The 20,085-nt window shown below is 73.3% G+C and carries 17 protein-coding genes; 2 read left to right on the forward strand and 15 right to left on the reverse strand.

From position 1 onward, the window contains the following. Positions 1 to 19 precede the first annotated feature (19 nt). The 7 genes from NUM_RS28290 to NUM_RS28320 all read right to left on the reverse strand — a co-directional run bounded on the left by NUM_RS28290 (position 20) and on the right by NUM_RS28320 (position 7,084). A complete protein-coding gene (locus NUM_RS28290) occupies positions 20 to 1,309 on the reverse strand; it encodes a S53 family peptidase (RefSeq protein ID WP_207128002.1) in 1,290 nt (429 codons plus the stop codon). 149 nt (positions 1,310 to 1,458) lie between these two features. Next, complete coding sequence (locus NUM_RS28295; RefSeq protein ID WP_207128003.1) at positions 1,459 to 2,211, reverse strand: type III pantothenate kinase; 753 nt, start codon at positions 2,209 to 2,211, stop codon at positions 1,459 to 1,461. Further along, positions 2,211 to 3,182: a carboxylating nicotinate-nucleotide diphosphorylase gene (gene nadC / locus NUM_RS28300; RefSeq protein WP_207128048.1), complete on the reverse strand. Its 972-nt coding sequence runs from the start codon at positions 3,180 to 3,182 to the stop codon at positions 2,211 to 2,213. Before nadC ends, NUM_RS28295 begins: the two co-directional genes overlap by 1 nt. Before the next feature lie 23 nt (positions 3,183 to 3,205). After that, a complete protein-coding gene (locus NUM_RS28305) occupies positions 3,206 to 4,861 on the reverse strand; it encodes an L-aspartate oxidase (protein ID WP_225918909.1) in 1,656 nt (551 codons plus the stop codon). Next, positions 4,858 to 5,298, reverse strand: coding sequence for an aspartate 1-decarboxylase (gene panD / locus NUM_RS28310; protein ID WP_207128004.1), 441 nt, complete (start codon positions 5,296 to 5,298; stop codon positions 4,858 to 4,860). Before panD ends, NUM_RS28305 begins: the two co-directional genes overlap by 4 nt. Positions 5,299 to 5,306: 8 nt before the next feature. After that, positions 5,307 to 6,170, reverse strand: a complete 864-nt coding sequence (panC, locus tag NUM_RS28315; protein WP_207128005.1) for a pantoate--beta-alanine ligase — start codon at positions 6,168 to 6,170, stop codon at positions 5,307 to 5,309. Beyond that, complete coding sequence (locus tag NUM_RS28320; protein ID WP_207128006.1) at positions 6,167 to 7,084, reverse strand: Rossmann-like and DUF2520 domain-containing protein; 918 nt, start codon at positions 7,082 to 7,084, stop codon at positions 6,167 to 6,169. The genes panC and NUM_RS28320 overlap by 4 nt, the downstream gene beginning before the upstream one ends. A 356-nt stretch (positions 7,085 to 7,440) precedes the next feature. Between NUM_RS28320 and NUM_RS28325 the strand changes: the two genes are divergently transcribed. Then, positions 7,441 to 8,478: a DUF1611 domain-containing protein gene (locus tag NUM_RS28325; RefSeq protein ID WP_225918911.1), complete on the forward strand. Its 1,038-nt coding sequence runs from the start codon at positions 7,441 to 7,443 to the stop codon at positions 8,476 to 8,478. A gap of 131 nt (positions 8,479 to 8,609) precedes the next feature. Here the strand turns inward: NUM_RS28325 and NUM_RS28330 are convergent, their stop codons facing one another. Both NUM_RS28330 and NUM_RS28335 read right to left on the reverse strand, forming a co-directional pair. After that, on the reverse strand, positions 8,610 to 9,275 hold the full coding sequence (locus NUM_RS28330; protein WP_207128008.1) for a response regulator: 666 nt from the start codon (positions 9,273 to 9,275) through the stop codon (positions 8,610 to 8,612). Beyond that, on the reverse strand, positions 9,272 to 10,744 hold the full coding sequence (locus NUM_RS28335) for a sensor histidine kinase (RefSeq protein ID WP_308440597.1): 1,473 nt from the start codon (positions 10,742 to 10,744) through the stop codon (positions 9,272 to 9,274). Before NUM_RS28335 ends, NUM_RS28330 begins: the two co-directional genes overlap by 4 nt. Positions 10,745 to 10,843: 99 nt before the next feature. Here NUM_RS28335 and NUM_RS28340 point away from each other — a divergent pair, with 99 nt between their 5' ends. Beyond that, positions 10,844 to 11,851, forward strand: coding sequence for an SAM-dependent methyltransferase (locus NUM_RS28340; protein WP_207128009.1), 1,008 nt, complete (start codon positions 10,844 to 10,846; stop codon positions 11,849 to 11,851). Between the two features lie 105 nt (positions 11,852 to 11,956). On the opposite strand, the gene NUM_RS28345 is transcribed toward NUM_RS28340, so the two are convergent. The 6 genes from NUM_RS28345 to NUM_RS28370 form a co-directional block, all read right to left on the reverse strand. Beyond that, positions 11,957 to 13,846: a bifunctional metallophosphatase/5'-nucleotidase gene (locus tag NUM_RS28345; RefSeq protein WP_207128010.1), complete on the reverse strand. Its 1,890-nt coding sequence runs from the start codon at positions 13,844 to 13,846 to the stop codon at positions 11,957 to 11,959. A gap of 191 nt (positions 13,847 to 14,037) precedes the next feature. After that, on the reverse strand, positions 14,038 to 14,913 hold the full coding sequence (locus tag NUM_RS28350; protein WP_207128011.1) for a helix-turn-helix domain-containing protein: 876 nt from the start codon (positions 14,911 to 14,913) through the stop codon (positions 14,038 to 14,040). An 88-nt stretch (positions 14,914 to 15,001) separates the two neighbouring features. Then, positions 15,002 to 16,783: a glycoside hydrolase family 36 protein gene (locus tag NUM_RS28355; RefSeq protein ID WP_207128012.1), complete on the reverse strand. Its 1,782-nt coding sequence runs from the start codon at positions 16,781 to 16,783 to the stop codon at positions 15,002 to 15,004. Between the two features lie 33 nt (positions 16,784 to 16,816). Then, a complete protein-coding gene (locus NUM_RS28360; RefSeq protein ID WP_207128013.1) occupies positions 16,817 to 18,145 on the reverse strand; it encodes an ABC transporter substrate-binding protein in 1,329 nt (442 codons plus the stop codon). Between the two features lie 50 nt (positions 18,146 to 18,195). Further along, positions 18,196 to 19,026, reverse strand: a complete 831-nt coding sequence (locus NUM_RS28365; RefSeq protein ID WP_207128014.1) for a carbohydrate ABC transporter permease — start codon at positions 19,024 to 19,026, stop codon at positions 18,196 to 18,198. Between the two features lie 11 nt (positions 19,027 to 19,037). Then, positions 19,038 to 20,039: a carbohydrate ABC transporter permease gene (locus tag NUM_RS28370; protein ID WP_207128015.1), complete on the reverse strand. Its 1,002-nt coding sequence runs from the start codon at positions 20,037 to 20,039 to the stop codon at positions 19,038 to 19,040. Positions 20,040 to 20,085 lie beyond the last annotated feature (46 nt).

Raw genomic sequence — 20,085 nt, forward strand, 5'->3', positions numbered from 1 at the left:
CCCGCGGGCCGGGTACCGGTCAGAACGCGCCGGTGCCGTTCGGGGTGCCGAGGCCGGTCGGGCCGTCGTAGCCGGGGCCGGCGGTGCACAGGTAGCTGCCACCGCAGCTGCCGTTGCTGCCGCTCGTCACGTCGTTCAGCGCCGACGCGTGCGAGTACGGGTACGACTGGTCGATCGAGCCGGTGTTGCCGGCCAGCGCGAACACCGAGGCGACGATCGGGGACGAGGCGCTGGTGCCGCCGACCTGCACCCAGCCGTCCGCGCCCTGGGCCAGGCCGAGCGCGAGCAGCAGGTCGCACCACGAGCTGGTGCCGCAGCTGTTGTACGTGTCGTACACGGCGACGCCGGTGTTCGGGTCGGCGACCGCGGAGACGTCGGCGACGGAGCGCTGCGCGCAGCCGCTGTCGTGCTGCCAGGACGGCTTCGGCTTCTGCGTGGAGCAGCCGGAGCCGGCGCCGGACCAGGCGGTCTCGGTCCAGCCGCGGGCGTTGCTCGCGGTGCTCAGGCTGGTCCCGCCGACGGCCGTCACGTACGGCGAGGCGGCCGGCCAGGACACCCCGTACCCGGAGTCGCCGGAGCTGGCGGTGATCGCCACGCCGGGGTGCCGGAAGTGGCTGTCCGCGTCGGTTTCGGTGGCGTCCTCGGCGCCGCCCCAGCTGTTCGAGACGGCGACGACGCCGCTCGTCGTGGCCGCGGTGTCCTCGGCCGCGCCGAGCGAGTCGGTGTCCGCCGAGTTCGCCTCGACCAGCAGGATGTGGCAGGACGGGCAGACCGCGGAGACCATGTCGAGGTCCAGCGAGATCTCCTCGGCCCAGCCGTAGTCGCCGGCCGGCAGCGGGCTCGCGGCGCCGTCCTGGTTCACCTTGCGGAAGCAGCCGTTCGCGGTCGTGCAGGCCGGCAGCCCGTACGCGGCGCGGTAGGTGGCGAGGTCCGCCTCGGCGGTGGGCGCGTCGTACGCGTCGACGACGGCCACGGTGCGGCCGGCCGCATCGGCGCTGCCCAGGCCGTACGCGTCGACCAGTTGGGCCGGGGTGAGCCCGACGGTGGTGGGGCTGCCAGTGGTCGCCGGCGCGACCGGCCGGCCGGCGCGGGTGCGTACCCGGCGCGGCGCGAACCGGCCGAGGCAGGACATCCGGCCGGGGCGGGCGGTGGCGCAGCCGAACGACCGGGCGCCGATCGTGCTGGTACCGGTGGCGGGGCGGGCCGGTGCGGCGGCGGCCGGGGCGGCGGCCAGGACACCGGCGACGAGGGCGCCGGCGGCGGCCAGTACGAGCGCCAGTCGGCGCGGGTGAGCGGTGGTGTCGTCCATCCAGACTCCTTCAGAGTGGGGACCCGCCGTGAGGGCGGAGGGTCCGCAACTGGTGGAACACGTCCGGATGGATGGTAAGGACGACAAACCGCCGAAATCAATGCATGACCGTCGATGGGTACCGAACGGGCGCCCGGGGTCGGGGTCGGTCAGACGTTCTTCGCGTGGACCAGGCGGAGACCGATCAGGGTCAGGTGTGGCTCGTGGTGGGTCACGGTGCGGCACTCACCGACGATCAGCGGCGCGAGGCCGCCGGTCGCCACCACCGCGCGCAGCTCGCCGACCTCGGCGGCGATCCGCCCGACGATGCCGTCCACCTGGCCGGCGAACCCGTACAGGATGCCGGACTGCAGCGCCTCGACGGTGTTCTTGCCGACCGCCCGGGGCGGCCGGGTCAGCTCCACCTTGACCAGCTGGGCGGCCCGCGCGGCGAGCGCGTCCGCGGAGATCTCGACACCGGGGGCGAGCGCGCCGCCGAGGAACTCGCCGCGCGCGCTCACCACGTCGAAGCTGGTCGAGGTGCCGAAGTCGACCACCACCGTCGGCCCGCCGTACAGGGTGTGCGCGGCGAGCGTGTTCATCACCCGGTCGGTACCGACCTCGCGGGGGTTGTTGTAGGTCAGCTGCACGCCGGTCTTCACGCCGGGCTCGACCACCACCACCGGCACCTGCGGGTAGTACGCCGCGAACATCAGCCGCAGCTCGTGCAGGACCGCGGGGACGGTCGAGCAGGCCGCGATGCCGGTGATCTTCGCGCCGTCCAGCAGCCCGCGGATCGTCAGCGCCAGCTCGTCGGCGGTGTTGCGGCTGTCGGTCTTGATCCGCCACGACCGGGTCAGGATCTCCCCGTCGAACGTGGCGAGCACGGTGTTGGTGTTCCCGACGTCGATGGCGAGCAGCATCAGCGGCCCCCGGCGCCGGTCGTCGAGCCAGCGCCGGCACCGGTCGTTCCCGCCGTACCGGCTTCGGTCGCCGCGGCCCGCGGATGGTCACCGGCGTCGGCCGCCCGGGGGCGCAGATCCATCGCGATGTCCAGGATCGGCGACGAGTGCGTCAGCGCGCCGACCGACAGGTAGTCGACGCCGGTCGCGCCGTAGTCGGCGGCCACGTCCAGGGTCAGGTTGCCGGTCGCCTCCAGCTCGGCCCGGCCGGCGACCGCGGCCACCACCTCGCGCAGCAGCTCGGTGGACATGTTGTCGCACAACAGGAAGTCGGCCCCGGCCTCGACCGCCTCCAGCGCCTCGGCCACCGTGGTCACCTCGACCTGCACCGGCACGTCCGGGAACCGCTCCCGCACCCGCCGGTACGCGGCGGCCACGCCACCGGCGGCCACCACGTGGTTGTCCTTGATCATCGCGACGTCGTACAGGCCCATCCGCTTGTTCGTCCCGCCGCCGGCGCGCACCGCGTACTTCTGCAGGAAGCGCAGGCCCGGCGTGGTCTTGCGGGTGTCCAGGACGGTGGCGCCGGTACCGGCCAGCGCGTCGGCCCAGCGGCGGGTGTGGGTCGCCACCCCGCTCGCCCGGCACAGCAGGTTGAGCGCGGTGCGTTCGGCGGTCAGCAACGCGCGGGCCGGGCCGACCACCTCGGCCAGCACGTCGCCGCGGCGCACCGCCGCGCCCTCCGGTACCCGCGCCTGGAAGCTCGTCGCGCCGTCCGACGCGAGGTCGAACACGGCTGCGGCGACCGGCAGCCCGGCGACCACGCCGTCCGCCCGGGCCACGATGTCGGCGACGTCGAGCTGCTCGGCCGGGATGGTGGCCACGCTCGTCACGTCGAGCCCGTCCGGGCCGAGATCCTCGGCCAGCGCGCGCCGGACGGTGTCCGACACCAGGTCCGGATCCAGCCCGGCGGCGGTCACGTAGTCCACGATGGACTGTCCCGGTACGACGGTGGTCACCGCGCCTCCTCGAACGTCTGGCTGATCTGGCCGCCGGGTCCGATCGTGGCGAGCAGGTGGCCCAACCACGCCGGATCCGCGTCGGCGAAGTCCTCCCGCCAGTGGCAGCCCCGGGTCTCCCGGCGGCTCGCCGCGGCGGCCAGCAACGTACCGGCGACGGTCACCAGGTTCGTCGCCTCCCAGGCCGGCGCCGACGCGGGCGCCCGGGCCTCGGCCAACTCGGCCACCTCGGCGGCGGTCGCGGCCAGCGAGTCACCGCTGCGCAGCACGCCGGCGCCCCGGGACATCGTCTTCTGCAGCCGTTCCCGTACCGACGGGTCGACCGCCCACGCGGCACCCCCGGCCGGTACCGGGTCCGCCTGCGGCGGCAGGTCGCGGGCCAGGTCCGCGCAGATCCGGGCGGAGAACACCAGCGCCTCCAGCAGCGAGTTGGAGGCGAGCCGGTTCGCGCCGTGCACGCCGGTGCACGCCACCTCGCCGCACGCGTACAGGCCGGGCACACTGGTGCGGCCGGACAGGTCGGTGCGCACCCCGCCGGGCGCGTAGTGGGCCGCCGGCGCCACCGGGATCGGATCGGTCACCGGGTCGATGCCGGCCCGGCGGCAGAGCGCGGTGATCGTCGGGAAGCGGCGCTCCAGCATCTCGCGGCCGAGATGCCGGGCGTCCAGGTACACGTGCTCGACGTGCTGCGCGAGCATCGTGCGGATGATGTTCTTCGCCACCACGTCCCGCGGCGCCAGCTCGGCCAGCTCGTGCCGGCCCAGCATGAAGCGGTTGCCGGCCGCGTCGACCAGGTGAGCGCCCTCGCCACGCAGCGCCTCGGACACCAACGGCTGCTGCGCCAACGCATCCCGGCCGCCGAGGTACAGCGAGGTCGGGTGGAACTGGAGGAACTCCAGGTCGGTCACCGCGGCACCGGCGCGCAGCGCGAGACCCACCCCGTCCCCGGTGGACACCACCGGGTTCGTCGTGGCGTCGAACACCTGGCCCATGCCGCCGGTGGCGAGCACCACCGCGCGGGCCAGGATCGCGCCGACGCCGTCCGGGCTGCCCTCGTCCAGTACGTGCAGGGTCACGCCGGCCGCCCGCCCGGTGCGGTCGGTCAGCAGGTCGAGCACCAGCGCGTGCTCCACCAGCTTGATCCACGGATCGCGGCGTACCGCGGCGTGCAGCGCGCGCTGCACCTCGGCACCGCTGGCGTCGCCGCCGGCGTGCACGATCCGGTTCGCGTGGTGGCCGCCTTCCCGGGTCAGCGAGAGCGATCCGTCCTCGTTGCGGTCGAACTCGGCGCCGAACCGGATCAGCTCGCGCACCCGCGCCGGCCCCTCGGTCACCAGGACGTCGACCGCGGCCGGGTCGCACAGTCCGACGCCGGCGATGTGCGTGTCCTCGGCGTGCGCGGCCGGGGTGTCGTGCGGGTCCAGTACCGCCGCGATGCCGCCCTGGGCCCACCGGGTCGAGCCGTCGTCGATGCGTTCCTTGGTCACCACGGTGACCCGCAGCCCGGCCTGCCGGGCGTGCAGCGCCGCGGTCAGGCCGGCGACGCCGGAGCCGATCACGCAGACGTCGGTCTCGTCCGTCCAGCCCGGGTCGCTCGCCGCGAGCCGGTGCGGCACCACCAGTTGCCGCACCGCCGCGGCCGGCGCGGTCACCGGGCGTCCACAGTGGACGCCGAAACCAGGTTGCCGGGCACCGGATCGCCGACGATGCCGGCCGGCGCGGCGGCCGGATCGCTGCCCAGCTCGATGATCCGGTTGTCCCGGTCGACGTGCACGACGTGCGGGCGGTACTCCCGGGACTGCGTCTCGTCCATCGCCGCGTACGACATGATGATGACCAGGTCGTCCGGGTGCACCAGGTGCGCCGCCGCACCGTTGATGCCGATCACGCCGGACCCGGCCGCACCGGGAATCACGTACGTCTCCAGCCGGGCGCCGTTGGTGATGTCCACGATGGACACCTGCTCGCCCTCGAGCAGGTCCGCCGCGGCCATCAGGTCGGCGTCGATCGTCACCGAGCCCACGTAGTGCAGGTCCGCCTGCGTCACCGTGGCCCGGTGGATCTTCGACTTGAGCATCGTTCGGAACATGGTCTCCCCTACTCCCGCACCGCGGTTGGCTTGTGGCCCACCTCGACGTGCAGGTTGTCGATGAGCCGGGTGGTACCGACGCGGGCGGCGACGAGCAGCCGCCCCGGCCCCACCTCGGGTGCCGGCCCCAGGTCGGGGTCGGTCAACGTCAGGTAGTCCAGCTCGACCGGCGCGGCGTCGAGCACCGCCCGGGCCGCGGCGAGCGCCGCCGCCGGCCCGCCGACCGCCGCCTCGGCACCGGCCCGCAGCGCCGCGGACAGTGCCAGCGCGGCGGCCCGGTCCGCTGCGGACAGGTACGAGTTGCGGCTGGAACGGGCCAGCCCGCTCGGTTCCCGGATCGTCGGCACCCCGACCACCCGCACCGGTACGGAGTCGGTACGCACGTCCAGGTCGCGCACCATCCGGCGGACCAGCGCCAGCTGCTGGTAGTCCTTCTCGCCGAAGAACACCGCGTGCGGCGTCGTCAGGTGCAGCAGCTTGAGCACGACGGTCAGCACCCCGTCGAAGAAGCCGGGCCGGCTCGCGCCCTCCAGCTCGCGCCCGAGCGGGCCGGGGTTCACCCGCACCACCGGCGGCCAGCTGGGGTACATCTCCGCCTCGGTCGGCGCGAAGACCGCGTCGACGCCGGCCCGCTGGCACAGCGCGAGGTCGTCGTCCAGCTGCCGCGGGTAGCGGTCCAGGTCCTCGTTCGGGCCGAACTGCAGCGGGTTGACGAAGATCGTCACCAGTACCGCGTCGCACTGCTCGCGGGCCGCCTCGATCAGCGCCCGGTGCCCGTCGTGCAGCGCGCCCATCGTCATCACCACACCGACCACACCGGACAGTCCACTTCGGACCTTGTACAGCGTGTCCTTGTCCCGCGCCACGATCATGAGCCGGTCCGATCGATACGCTCGGCCAGCACGCCGAGCAGCGCCTCCGCGTCGGTCGGCCGCAGCTGGCCGGAGCCGATCGCCCGGTCCGCGGTGCGCCGGGCCAGCGCCAGGTAGGCGGCCACCGAGTCCGGCGCGGTGGCGCCGATCGCCTCGACGTGCCGCCGCACCGTACCGGCGTCGCCGCGGGACACCGGGCCGGTCAGCGCGGCGTCGCCGAGCCGCAGCGTGTTGTCCAGCGCCGCGGACAGCAGCGGCGCGATCATCCGCTCCGGGTGCACCACGCCGGCCTGCCGCAGCAGGTCCACCGCCTCGTTCACGAGCGTCACCAGGTGGTTCGCGCCGTGCGTCAGCGCCGCGTGGTAGAGCGGCCGGTGCTCCTCGGCCACCCACTGCGGTTCGCCGCCCATCTCCAGTACGAGCACCTCGGCCGCGGGCCGCAGCGGCTCCGGCGCGGTCACCCCGAACGACACGTCGGACAGCCGGTCCAGGTCCTCCGGCCGGCCGGTGAACGTCATCGCCGGATGCAGCGCCATCGGCAGCCCGCCGTGCGCGAGAACCGGCTCCAGCACGTCGATCCCGTACGCCCCGCTCGGGTGCACGATCAGCTGCCCGGCCCGGAACGCGTCGGTCGCGGCCAGCCCCTCGACCAGGCCGCGCAGCGCGTCGTCCGGCACCCCGAACAGCACCAGGTCGGCGGTCGCGGCCACCTCGTCGGCCGGCCGGATCGGGGTACCGGGGAGCAGCCGCTCGACCCGCGCCACCGACGCCGCGGACACCGCCGTCGCACCGGACACCGAGTGGCCGGCCCGCCGCAGCGCCGCCGCCAGCACCGAGCCCACCCGGCCGGCGCCGATCACCCCGACCGACAGCCGCCCCGGCCGGTCCTGCGGGCTCGGCCCGCTCGGGCTCATCGCCGCCTCCGGCCGGTCGTCGTCGCCATGTTCATCGAAGATCCAGTCCTCCTACAGGTACCGGTCACGGCAAGTATTGCCCGCCGCGGTGCGGGGCCGACACAGCTTGTGGCATCGTTCACGAGCCCGAGAATCCGGTCTGTGGGTAAGTTCTCACCGCACTGGGCGTCCTGCGGCGGTTCCGGCGCTTCACGCCGGCCCGGAAGGGCTGTTCCCGGCTGCGCCCGGCCCGGCACATCGGGTGGCTGGCCATCCGGACACGCTCTAAGGTGTGGCGCGGTGCGGCCGAGCGGCCGGCACCACGACGCGCCCCGGGTGGCGGCGCGGGACAGCGCCGGAAGGGGCGAGCGGTGCGGATGGTGATCGACGCCGAGGGCGTCTTCGACGGCACGGGCCCCAAGCTCGCGCTCGGCGTGCTGCGGTACCGGTCGGACGACGTGGTCGCGGTCGTCGACAGTGCGCACGCCGGGAGGAACGCTCGGGAGATCACCGGGGACCCGCGGGTGCCGGCCGTCCCGGTCGTCGACGACCTGGACGCCGCGCTGCGGTACGGGCCGGACACCTTCGTGGTGGGCATCTCACCGATGCAGTCGACGCTCCCGGCGGGCCTGCGCGAGCGGATCCGCGCCGCGTTGGAGGCGAAGCTCGACGTGGTCTGCGGGCTGCACCACCAGCTCGGCGACGACCCGGAGCTGGCCGCGGTCGCCGACCTGGCCGGCCGCCGGATCTGGGACCTGCGCCGACCGCCGGAGCAGGACGTCCAGGTCGGTACCGGCGGGCTCACCCACCGGCCCGGCAGCCACACCGTGCTCGCCGTCGGCTCCGACTGCAACGCCGGGAAGATGACCACGATGGTCGAGCTGGACCGCGAGGCCGGTCGGCGCGGCCTCTCGTCCGGGTTCGTCGCGACCGGGCAGACCGGCATCCTGGTCGCCGGCGACGGCGTACCGGCCGATCACGTGGTGGCCGACTTCCTGCCGACCCTGATGCACCAGCACGTGTGCGCGGCGACCGCCGAGCACGACCTGGTCTTCGTCGAGGGGCAGGCTGCGCTCAACCACCCCTGGTACTCCGGGGTCAGCCTCGGCCTGCTGCACGGCACCGCCCCGGACGCCCTGGTGCTCTGCCACATCGCCGGCGCCCGCGACCTGGGTCACCTGCCGCTGGCGCTGCCGCCGCTGTCGGAGGTGGTGGCGATGAACGAGGCGGCCGCCACCTGGGGCGGTGGGCCGGCCGCCCGGGTGGTCGCGATCTCGCTGAACACCGGCCACCTGTCCGCGTCCGCGGCGGCCGACGCGATCGCCGCGGTCACCGACGAGACCGGGCTGCCCGCCGTCGACGTGTTCCGCTCCGGCCCCGCCGCCCTGCTCGACGCGGTCCTCGCGGCGCGCTGACCGCGCCCGTCGCCCGGGTGCCCACCGCCCGGTGCGCGCCCGGCCACGGCCCGCGCCCAGCGACCTGCGGCGGTCCAGCGCCGGGGGCGGACCGGGCCGGACCCGCCAGACACCGGACCGGGCCGGACCCGTCAGGCGCCCGGGCGGACCAGGCCGGTCTCGTACGCGAAGACGACGGCCTGGACGCGGTCACGCAGGTCGAGCTTGGTCAAGATCCGGCCGATGTGCGTCTTGACGGTCGCCTCCGCCACGACGAGCCGTTCGGCGATCTCGGCGTTCGAGAGCCCCTCCGCCACCAGCAGCAACACCTGCCGTTCCCGCTCGGTCAGGGTGCCGAGGCGGTCGTCGGGCCGCGGCGGGGCGGTCAGCTCGCCGGCGAACCGGTCGAGCAGCCGGCGGGTGACCCGGGGCGCGACGACCGAGTCGCCGGAGGCGACCACCCGGATCGCGGTGAGCAGGTCTTCCGGCGGGACGTTCTTCAGCAGGAAGCCGCTGGCACCGGCGTGCAGCGCGGCGAACGCGTCCTCGTCGGTGTCGAACGTGGTCAGCGCGAGCACCCGGGGCCGGTCCGGGCGCGGGTCGGCGAGCAACCGGCGGGTGGCCTCGACGCCGTCCAGCAGCGGCATCCGCAGGTCCATCACGACGACGTCCGCGGCGACCCGGTCGAGCAGCGCCAGCGCCGCCGCGCCGTCGCCCGCCTCGCCGACCACCTCGATGTCCGGCTGGGCGCCGAGCACCATCCGGAACCCGGCCCGGACCAGTTCCTGGTCGTCGACCAGCACCACCCGGATCGTCATCGGAGTTCCTGTCCTTCCGTCGCCGGCCGTGCGCCGACCGTACCGTGTTCGGCCGGTTCACCGGCCGGCGAGCCGCCCGGTCCGGCCGTCGCCGCGCCGAACTCGACCGAAGCACCGGCCTCCGCGGCGCCGGACTCGACCGAGGCACCGGCCTCCGCCGCGGTGGACTCGGCGCGATCCGCCGGCGTAGCGCCGTCGCCGCGACCCGGCTGCGGGCCGGCGACGTCCGGGCCCGGCAGTGTGCCGCCGCGATCCGACGGCGAGGTGGCGGGGTCGGCGGGGTCATTGCGGGTGGCGGGGTCGGCGGGGATGGGGAGGGTCGCGGCGACCCGCCAGCCCGGGGCGCCGCGGCGCGGTCCGGCGGAGAACGTACCGCCGTAGACGCCGACGCGTTCGCGCATGCCGAGCAGGCCGTGCCCGCCCGGCACCGGGTCGGGTACCGCCGAGTCGAGCGAGCCGCCGTCGAGGACGGTGACGGTGACCGACTCCGGCCGGTACCCGATCTCCACGGTGGTGTCGGTGCCGGCGCCGGCGTGCTTGAGCACGTTGGTCAGCGACTCCTGCACGATCCGGTACCCGGCGAGTTCCAGGCCGGGCGGCAGCGGCCGGGGCCGGCCCGAGGTGGTGACCGAGACCCGCAGCCCGGCCCGCTGGAACCCGTCGAGCAGTACGGACAGGTCGTTGAGCCGTTCGGTCCGGCGGTCCGCGGCCGGGTCGTCGGCGCCGTGGTCGCGCAGCACGGCGACCAGCCGGCGCATCTCGCCGAGCGCGCCGCGACCGGTGTCGGCGACGGTACGCACCGCGTCGCGGGCGGTGGCCGGGTCGCCGGCGAGCGCGTACGAGGCGCCGTCGGCCTGGGCGATCATCACGGCGAGGCTGTGCGCCACGACGTCGTGCAGCTCCCGGGCGATCCGGCTGCGCTCGTCCGCGACGGCCAGCCGGGCCCGCTGGTCACGCTCCTGCTCGGCGGTACGGGCGCGTTCCTCCAGGCTGCGCACGTAGAGCAGCCGGGTGCGCAGCACCAGACCGGTCAGCCAGACCGGGATCGCCCAGATCAGCAGCGTCAGGCCGCGCCGGTACCAGGTCACCGGCGGCGTACCGGTGCCGATCAGGCCGAAGACGCCGCAGCCGACGACGACGGTCGCGGCGGCGAGCCAGGCCCAGGCCATCCGGTCCGCGTACTTCACCACCGTGTACATCGCCAGCAGCACGGCGATGTCGTACGCCTGGAGCCGCTCGGCGAGGATCAGTTGCAGCAGCCCGAGCACGCAGGTGACCGCGAACACCTGGACCGGCCAGCGCCGGCGTGGCAGCAGCGTGACGGCCATGCCGAGCCCGATCAGGCCGCTCCACCACTGGCCCATGAACAGGACCAGACCGGAGAAGGCGGCCATGATCGCCGCGGCGGACGCGTCGAACGCCACCGACCGAAGCGGCAGCCGGAAGGCCCGCCGGATCCACCCCAACACCACTGCCACGGTACGTGCCTGCCCCGCCACCGTCCCGCCCCGGCACCGCCGGCGCCGGTGCGGCGGCGGCCGGAGGGCCGCGGGCGGCAGGATGGCGGGATGGCGGACACGGGCGCTCGGGTGCGGTGGCGGACGGCGATGGACACGGCGCTGTACGGCGACCGGGGGTTCTTCCGCACCGGCGCCGGGCCGGCCGGGCACTTCCGTACCAGCGCGCAGACGGTGCCGATGGCCCGCGCGATCGGCACCCTGCTGGTACGGCTGGACGCGGCGCTCGGCCGACCGGCCCAGCTGGACGTGGTGGATGTCGGCGCCGGCGGCGGCGAGTTGCTGACCGCGCTCGCCGCCGGTGCACCCGCCGAACTGGCCGGTCGGGTCCGGTACGCGGGCGTCGACCTCGCACCGCGGCCCCGGCTGCTGCCGTCCACCGTCGGCTGGCGGCACGACCTGCCGGCACGGGTCACCGGGCTGCTGCTGGCCACCGAATGGCTCGACAACGTACCGGTGGACGTGGCCGAGGCCGGCCCGGACGGGGTGCCGCGGCTGGTCCTGGTCGACCCGGCGACGGGCGCGGAGACGCTCGGCCCGCCGCTGACCGGCCGCGACGCCGACTGGCTCGACCGCCACTGGCCACTGACCGGGCCCGGGGCGCGCGCCGAGATCGGGCACCCGCGGGACGACGCGTGGGCCGACACCACCGCCCGGCTGGTACGGGGCGTCGCGGTCGCCGTCGACTACGGGCACCGCGCCGGCGACCGCCCGTACCCGGGCACCCTCACCGGCTACCGGGACGGCCGGCAGGTCCCGCCGGTACCGGACGGGTCGACCGACCTGACCGCGCACGTGACGTGGGACTCCCTGCTCGCACCGGGTGACCTGCTGGTACGCCAGCGCGAGGCGCTGCGCGCGCTCGGGGTCACCGGTACCCGGCCGCCGCTCGCGGACGCGACGACCGACCCGGCCGGGTACCTGCGCGCGCTGGCGGCGGCCACGCACGCCGCCGAGGTGACCGACCCGACCGGGCTGGGCGGCCACCACTGGCTGCTGCGACCGGCCGGTATCGCCCTCGCCGCACTGGGCCTCCCCGACCCACCCCGCCCGCGGTGAACCGATCGCGGAGTCGGTCGAGGGATCGCGGTACGAGAGCGCGCCTTCCGTCGCACGATCCCCCGACCGGCGGGCGAACTCCCTGATCGACGGTACGGGGGCGGGTCAGCGCGGGCCGCGGACGCCGGGCGGTTCGGGGCGCGCGTGCGGACCGGGCCGCTTCGGCGGCGTGTACGCGGGGGCGTGGTGGGCGTTGGCGGCGGTGGCACGGCCCAGTTCCGGCGGCGACACCACCTTCCGCAGCCGCAGGTACCGGACGAAGCCCTCGTGGTCGAGGCTGTGCCGCACCGCGTCGGTGTACTCGGTGAACGCCGGGTAGCCGTCGTAGGCGAGCACCGTGTACGCGTTGGTCGCGACCCGGTAGCCGCGGGCCAGGTCGAGCGGCTGCCCGTCGATCGTCACGGTCGCCGGATCGACCCGCTGCCCGACCGGCTTCGTCACGTCGTAGACGTAGCCGACCTGCCGCGACACCGCGACCGGCGCGTACTTCACGGTGCCGTCCGGTTGGGTCTGCCACTGCTGTTCCAGCCCGCGGTGGAACGCGTCGCCGGTCATCGTCACGGTCACGATCGGCGAGTCGAACCCGTACGACTTCCACGCCGCGCCGTAGGAGATCACGCCGTCCTCGCCGGATCCCTTGGCGTACGGGAGATCCGTGGTGAGCGCGCTGCGCCCCTTCGGCGGCAACACCGGCAGGAAGCCGAACTCGGCGGTGGCCCGCGGCCCGTCCTGCGCCGCGTCCCACACGATGAAGTCGGCAACGAAGTTGCCGAACGTGCTCTCCCCGTCGGGGTTCGGGGTGCGCACCAGATCGCCGGTCTGCCGCGCGATCGGCGTCGCCGACAACCGGTCCGCCGCGGCCGACCAGTAGTCGACGATGTCCTGCACCTGCGGGTCGGTCGGCACGTCCCGGGTGACCGGGTGGTTGGTGGCGGTGGTCAGCTCGCGGACGAACCGGCCGGTCGTCGGGTCGAGCTTGAGCCCGACCTCGGTGATCAGCTGGCCGTAGCAGCCGGCCTCGGTGACCGGCCGCGGCACGCCGTCCGGCCCGGGGACCATCATGTTGAACCGGCAGTGCCAGTGCCCGGTGACGATCGCGGCGATGTCCGGGTCGGCCACCGCGGCCAGGTCGAACGCCGGCCCGGTCGGGTTGGTACCGGAGTTGTAGTCGCTGCCGGCGACCCCGCCCTCGTGCATCACCACGATCAACGCGTGGACGCCCTTGCGCTTCAGCGCCGCGGCCGACCGGTTCGCCGCGGCGATCAGGTCGGTGGTGGCCAGCGTCGGCTGGTACGAGCAGTTGAAGCCGGGGCCCTCCACGCAGCCCTCGACCGTCAGGTGGATGAACCCGATCGGAATCCGCCGCCCGTGCCCGGCGTCCACGTACTCGATGTTGTACGCCGGGGCGACGAGCCGGTTCCCGTCGCGGTGCACCACGTTTCCGGTGTAGTACTTCCAGTCGGCGCCGTGGAAGCGCCGGCCGGTGGAGTCGACGAAGTCGACGAACGGCTCGTCGTACGGGTAGCGGTGGCCGTCCTGCATGTGGTGCAGCAGGAAGTCGGTGCTCTTGTCGAGCTCGTGGTTGCCGACCGAGGAGAACCGCAACCCGAGCGCGTTGAGTACCTCGATGGTCGGCTCGTTGTTCTGCGCGTCGACGTAGTAGGGCCAGCCGGAGAAGTTGTCCCCGGACGAGCAGAGGATCGAGTTGGCGTGTCCCTGCTGGATCCGCTTCAGGTGGGTGGCAAGGTATCCGACGCCGCCGACCTGGAGCTTCACGCCACCGGCACCGGTGATGATGCCGCCGTCGGTGTCCGCCGGCGGCTGCAGGTACCCGTGCAGGTCGGTGATGTTCACCAGCTGCACGTCGACGTACCCGTTGGCGCTGGCGGGATCGGCGGCCGCGGCGGTGGACAGGGTGGTGGCGCCGACCGCGGCCGCGGCGGCGAGACCACCGCTCGCGGCGAGCACGGTACGGCGACTGATCGGGGTGGGCATGGCTCTCCCGTCGTCCCGGGACACCCGCGATCCGTGACTGTCCACAAAGGACTACGAGGGGCCGGGTCGGGGGTGGTGTGCCGGGGCGGCACACGCTCCGACCCTACGAGCGCGCGGCGACGAGCCCCATACCGTGTCGCGCTACGGTTTTGCCCGATGCTGCCGCGGTTTCCCGCGCCCGGCGCCGATCGTCACACCGGCTGGTGACTGCGCACCCGGGCGCGGTACGCGCTGGGCGACAACCCGTACCGGGCGTGGAACTGCCGGCTGAAGTAGTACGGCGAGGAGAAGCCCGCGTCCGCGGCGATCCGGCCGACGGCGCGGTCGGAGAACTCCAGCAGCGAGGCCGCCTTGCGCAGCCGCACCGCGAGCACCACGTTCACGATCGAGTCGCCGACCTCGCTGCGGAACAGGTGGGACAGCCGGGACGCGGACAGCGACACGTCCCGGGCCAGCTCGGCCACCGTGACCGGGCGGGCCGGGTCGGCCACGATGCGGTCCAGCACCTGCTGGATCCGCGGGTCCAGCAGCTGCGCCCGGCGCTGTTCGTGCACGACCGCGGCGAGCAGCAGGATCTCCTCGATCGCGTTCAGCGCCAGCTCGGTGGCGAAGATGCCGGTCCGGCTGCGCGGCGTCTCCACCACCCGACCCTCCGGCGCGTGCACCGTCGCCTTCGTCGCGTTGCGGTGCACCCGCTCGAACGCCCCGACGGCCTCGTGCAACCGGTCGCCGGTACCGAGCCGGGTCAGGCTGAACCCGGGCGCCAGCTCCGGCAGCCGCAACCAGGAGAACCACGCGGTCCGCGGCTGGAAGTGCGCCCACCAGTAGCCCCAGGGCGGCCCGTCCGGCGCGGCCCGGTAGTGCTGCACCGCACCGGGCGCGATCACCACCAGGTCGCCCGGTTCGATCGTCACGTGCCGGCCGTCGGCCCAGTAGTCGGCACGGTTGGCGACGGTCAGGCTGACCATCCAGTTGCGGGCGCCGTTCTCCCGGTACACGGTGAAGCCCGGCGTCTCGTCGAAACGGCCGGCACACAACAGATCCGGCGCCGGAACCTCCGTGTACACCGCCGCTCCCTCCCCCGCCACCCGCCGGCGCCGACGCGCCCGGCCACCGACACCGGCGCCCGACCGCGCTCGGCCGGTGCCGCGCCGATCAGCCGACCGACAGCTCCACCAGCCCGGCGCGGGGTACCGCGATCCGGGTCAGGCCGGGCGACAACGCCGTCGCCGGCAGCGGCACCGGATCGCCGCAGTGGTCGCGCACCGCGGTCACCCGCGCACCGTTCGCCGCCGTCAGGTCGACCAGCAGTCCGTCCGAGCCGGTGGCGTTGACCAGTATCACCGTCGCGGGGTCGGTGTCGTCAACGGTGACCGGCAGCTTCGCGTACGCGGCGACGATCGTCTCGCCGTCGCCCCGGGCGCGGACCACCGGGTACGCGAGGTCCGGTCGGGACGGTTCGATCGCCCCGACGACCAGGGTGTCCGAATGCGCGGTGTGGAACCCCAACCAGTGCGACAGCATCCGCCGGTGCTCGGCCGGCAGCTCGGACAGCTCCACCGACACCTGCGGCACACTGAACAGCGCGCACAGCAACTGTTCCGCGGCGTACACGGCGGATCCGGTGGGATTCCACAGGATCGGGTCGGAGTGCACGGTACGACCCGGCAGCAGCAACCGTACGTCGAGTGTCCGGGTCCGGTTGTCCACGATGTCCATCGGGCAGTCCGCGGCGCGGAACAGGTTGCCGTAGCGCTGCATCGCCGGCCCGGTGTAGTTCTGCCGGAACTCCAGCAGCACCGTCGAGCGGCGCCTGGTCAGCTCGGCCCGCAGCTCGGTGAGCCAGCGCGCCACCGCGCTCTCCACGTCCGGTACGTCGGTGCCGGCCCCGGCCGGCGGCGGGTCGGCGACCAGCCAGGCGTCCAGGAAGTCGAGCTTGAACCCGTCCACGTCGGTCGAGTCCAGCAGCCGGGCGCACACGTCGGTCAGGTGCGCCCGCACCTCCGGGTACCGCGGGTCGAGGATGTCGGCGTCCTGCGCGGACAGCGAGCCCAGGGTGCGGTCGGCGAACCGGGCCCGGGCCGGACTGCGCCGGCCGAGCAGCGGTGGCGCCAGCCACAGCAGGTAGCTCAGCCCGGCCGCCCGCACCCGCGCCACGTGCTCGGTCAGGTCGCCCATCTTGCCGGCCGCGACCTCCCAGTCGCCGCAGTACCAGTAGCCGCGGGAGGTGTCGTCGGTCTGCCAGCCGTCGTCGACGATCAGCGAGCCGAACCCGAGCGAGCGGGCGTCCGCCGCGGCCCGCTCGACCCGGTCCGCGGTCAGCTCCTGGTGCATCGAGTACCAGGTGCAGTAGGTCGGCGCGCGACCGGCGGGCGGTGCCGGCATCGGCGGCTCCGGCAGCAGTGCGTCCCACCACGCCGCCACGTCGGCCAGCACCGACCAGTACGCCCGCCGGCGGCGGTCGACGCGCAGCACCACCGGATCCTCGGTACCGGACAGGGCGATCCTCACCGTGCACCGGAACCGGGCCGACTCCTCCCGGACCCCCTCGCGCCGGACCTGGATCCGGTGCGAGGTCTCGGACAGCGACCAGCAGGCCACGTTGCGGTCCGCGGCGTCGACGAGCGCGCCGACGGGCGCGGACCGCAGCAGGCTCACCGACCGCCGGGACCCCCACTCCGCCGGCAGGTGCCGGCGCTGCGCGTAGTCCGGCTGCCAGTACACGGTGGCGTCGTCCACCGGTACGTCCCAGTCGAGGTCGAGGCTTCCGGCGCCCGGCGGCGCGGTCACGTGTATCTCCAGCACGTCCGGCGCGACGGTGGCGATCTTCGCCACCGGCTTGCCGGTGTCGGCCTCGACGTGCAGTCGGATCCCTTGTACGTCAAGCGAATCCACGGGTGGCGGCGCGGTGGTGAGGGTGACCGGGTCGGTCGGCATGCGCGACTACCTTTGCTTGGTGGTGATCTTCCGTCACTTGGTGGCGATCTGCTGGTTGAGCTTGCCGACGAGGCTGCGAGCGGTCGCCGGGACCGGCTTGCCGCCCTGGAACATCGGCTGGAAGGCGTTGTCGATCGCGGTCTCGCAGGCGTTCCAGACCGGCGTCTCCGGCAGCAACGTGGTGGGGCCGGTCGCCGCCTGCTGGAACGGGCCGAAGTCCTGCCCCTTGCCCTTCCAGTAGTCGAGGTAGGACTGCCCTTCGGACTTCAGCGCCGGCCAGACGTACCCGCCCGAGCCCATGATGTGCTGCGACTCGGCCGACGCGAACCACTTGACGACCTCCCAGGCAGCCTTCTGGTTCTTGCCGGTCCTGGCCATCGCGAACGAGAGCCCGTTGACGTTGTTGGCCGCGCCCTTCGGCCCGGACGGCAGGTTGGTCACGCCGACGGTGAACTTCACCTTCGGCGCGATGAACGGCAGGATCGCGTTGACGCAGGGGTACATGGCGACCTGACCGCGGTTGAACAGGTCCAGCGCGGAGCCGGCCGACGGCGGGAACGCCACGTGCCACTTGTTGATCAGGTCCGACTGCCACTGCAGCGCCTGGATCGCCTTCGGCTGGTCGAAGGTGAACTTCCCGAACGGCTTGTCCATGAACGTCCCGCCGTTCTGCGGGATCCAGTTCAGGTACTGCGTCTGGTTGTGGTTCTCGGCGCAGAAACCCCACTGCTTGACGTGCTGGGGATCGAAACCGGCCTGGTCCGGGTGCTTGCCGTTCCGGTCGACGGTCAGCTTGCGTGCCAACGCGAGCAGCGTGCCCGACCCGTCCGGCGCCCAGGTGAGCTGACCGGGGTGCGGCAGCCCGGCCGCCTTGAACAGGTCCGCGTTGTACACCATCCCCGTGATGCCGAAGTCGGCCGGCATCCCGTACAGCTTCCCCTGGTACTTGTAGGAGTCGACGACCTGCGGGTAGAACGCCGAGGTGTCCACCGAGTCCTGCTTGATCAGGTCGGAGAGGTCGACCAGCACCCCCTGGGTGACCAGTTCCGGGAAGTACGACACGGTGTTCCAGAAGATGTCCGGCCCCTTGCCGGCGGCCACCTCGGTGGTCAGCTTCGACCAGTACTGCGGGTAGGGCAGCTGCTCGACCTTGACGGTGATGTCGGGGTGCTTCGCGTGAAAGGCCGCCGCGGACTTCTCGTAGCCGGGCTGCTGGGTCTCGTCCCAGATCCGGAACACCACGGTGCCCTTGCCGCTGCCCTGGCCGCCGCCGCTCGCGCCGCCGCCGCAGGCGGCCAGTCCCAGCGCCGCGGCACCGCCGGTCATCGCGGTGAGCACCGAGCGCCTCTGCCATCCGTGCATGGTGCAGTCTCCTCGGGTCGTACGAACGAACGAAGATGGGTGCTGCGCGGTCACTTCAGGCCGGTGAGGGCGACCGAGCGCACGATGGAACGTTGGAACAGCAGGAAAACCACGATCAGCGGCACCAGCGCGACGAAACTGCCGGCCATCATGAGGTTGTAGTCGGCGCCGAGATTGCCTTGCAGCGACGCGATCCCGACCGTCACCACCCGGGTGGAGTCGGACGAGCTGATGATCAGCGGCCAGAGGAAGTTATGCCAGGAGAACACGACGGTCAGGATCGTCAGGGTGCCGAGGATCGGCTTGCTCAGCGGCAGGATCACCCGCAGCAGGATCGACATCGTGCCGGCGCCGTCGATGCGCGCCGCGTCCTCCAGATCGGCCGGCAGCGTCTGGAAGAACTGCCGCATCAGGAAGATCCCGTACGGCGAGCCGAGCACGTACGGCGCGACCAGCCCCATCCAGGTGTCCACCCAGCCGATCTGCCGCATGATCAGGTACAGCGGGATCATCGTCACCACGTTCGGCACCATCAGCGTCGCCACGTACGCCCAGAACAGCAGTTGCCGCCCGGGGAACCGCATCCGCGCGAAGGCGTAGGCGGCGAACGTGGTGAACACCAGCTGCCCCACCGTGAGTACGACGGTGAGCAGCACCGTGTGCCACAGGTACGCGACGAACGAGACGTTCGCGATCGAGCCGTCGAACAGCGAGACGAAGTTGTCCAGCGTGCCCGGGACCGCCGGCAGCCACGGCGCCGTCGAGTTCAGTTCCGGCGCCGTCTTCAGCGACGTGAACACCACCATCAGGTACGGGAAGACCGACACGAACGCGCCGACCACCAGCACCGCGTACACCGCCACCCGCGCGGTCGCCTTCATCGTCGCCGCTCCTAGCTGTAGTCGTAGGTGGTGCGCTTGCGGAAATAGAGCACCTGGGCGAGCGTCAGCAGCAGCAACAGACCGAACAGCAGCATCGCCAGGGCCGAGGCGTACCCGTCGTCGAAGTTCTGGAACGCGGTGGCGTAGATCTTGAAGTTGAGCACCGTGGTCGCGTCGTCCGGGCCGCCCTTGGTCATCGCGAACACCGTGTCGAACACCTGGAACGACCCGATGATGCTGGTGACCAGCACGAAGAACATGGTCGGCCGCAGCAGCGGCAGGGTGATCGCGAAGAACTGCTGCACCCGGCCGGCGCCGTCCAGCCGGGACGCCTCGTACAGGTGCTCCGGGATGCCCTGCAGACCGGCCAGGAAGAACAGCATCGTGTAGCCGGTGCCGCCCCACACACCGACCGCCGCCACCGCGGGCAGCGCCCAGGTACCGGACGACAGCCAGGCGATCGGATCCACCCCGAACAGGCCGAGGAAGCTGTCCAGTGCGCCGTTCTGGGTGGAGAAGATCCACTTCCAGACCTCGCCCATCACCACCGGCGTGGCCATCCACGGGATCACGAAGAACGCCCGCAGGAACCGGATCCCGCGCAACCTGGTGTTCAGCAGGATCGCGAGCAGCAGCGCCAGGACCGTCTGGGTCGGGATCGCGATCAGCACGTACAGCGCGGTCACCGCGACCGAGTGCCACACGGTGCCGTCACCGGCCATCCGCCGGTAGTTCGCCAGCCCGACGAACTCCGGCGGCGCCAGCATGCTCCACCTGAACAGGCTGACGACCGCCACGATCACCACCGGCGCCAGCAGGAACGCCAGCACTCCGAACAGGCTCGGACCGAGGAACGCGTACGCGGTGGCCGCTTCGCGCAGCCGCCGCGCGCCACCGGCACGGCGGGACGCCCGTACCGTGCGTGCCGGTACGACCCGGTTGGTACCGGAACCGGCACCCGGCGATGCCGGAGCACCACCCGGCGCGCGAGACGTTGCCGCGGACCCTGGCATGGCCGACACCTCCGCCCTCCGTACGCATGCATGCGGACGCTGCCGG

It is taken from the genome of Actinocatenispora comari (assembly GCF_017312725.1).
Lineage (GTDB): Bacteria > Actinomycetota > Actinomycetes > Mycobacteriales > Micromonosporaceae > Actinocatenispora > Actinocatenispora comari.

What these genes read in the sequence shown, in the direction of transcription:
- NUM_RS28320 (WP_207128006.1), bottom strand. Translation starts at nt 7,084, where the DNA reads ATGAGCCCGAGCGGGCCGAGCCCGCAGGACCGGCCGGGGCGGCTGTCG.
- panD (WP_207128004.1), bottom strand. Translation starts at nt 5,298, where the DNA reads ATGTTCCGAACGATGCTCAAGTCGAAGATCCACCGGGCCACGGTGACG.
- NUM_RS28365 (WP_207128014.1), bottom strand. Translation starts at nt 19,026, where the DNA reads ATGAAGGCGACCGCGCGGGTGGCGGTGTACGCGGTGCTGGTGGTCGGC.
- NUM_RS28360 (WP_207128013.1), bottom strand. Translation starts at nt 18,145, where the DNA reads ATGCACGGATGGCAGAGGCGCTCGGTGCTCACCGCGATGACCGGCGGT.
- panC (WP_207128005.1), bottom strand. Translation starts at nt 6,170, where the DNA reads ATGATCGTGGCGCGGGACAAGGACACGCTGTACAAGGTCCGAAGTGGA.
- NUM_RS28295 (WP_207128003.1), bottom strand. Translation starts at nt 2,211, where the DNA reads ATGCTGCTCGCCATCGACGTCGGGAACACCAACACCGTGCTCGCCACG.
- NUM_RS28330 (WP_207128008.1), bottom strand. Translation starts at nt 9,275, where the DNA reads ATGACGATCCGGGTGGTGCTGGTCGACGACCAGGAACTGGTCCGGGCC.
- NUM_RS28345 (WP_207128010.1), bottom strand. Translation starts at nt 13,846, where the DNA reads ATGCCCACCCCGATCAGTCGCCGTACCGTGCTCGCCGCGAGCGGTGGT.
- NUM_RS28325 (WP_225918911.1), top strand. Translation starts at nt 7,441, where the DNA reads ATGGTGATCGACGCCGAGGGCGTCTTCGACGGCACGGGCCCCAAGCTC.
- NUM_RS28370 (WP_207128015.1), bottom strand. Translation starts at nt 20,039, where the DNA reads ATGCCAGGGTCCGCGGCAACGTCTCGCGCGCCGGGTGGTGCTCCGGCA.
- NUM_RS28290 (WP_207128002.1), bottom strand. Translation starts at nt 1,309, where the DNA reads ATGGACGACACCACCGCTCACCCGCGCCGACTGGCGCTCGTACTGGCC.
- NUM_RS28340 (WP_207128009.1), top strand. Translation starts at nt 10,844, where the DNA reads ATGGCGGACACGGGCGCTCGGGTGCGGTGGCGGACGGCGATGGACACG.
- NUM_RS28355 (WP_207128012.1), bottom strand. Translation starts at nt 16,783, where the DNA reads ATGCCGACCGACCCGGTCACCCTCACCACCGCGCCGCCACCCGTGGAT.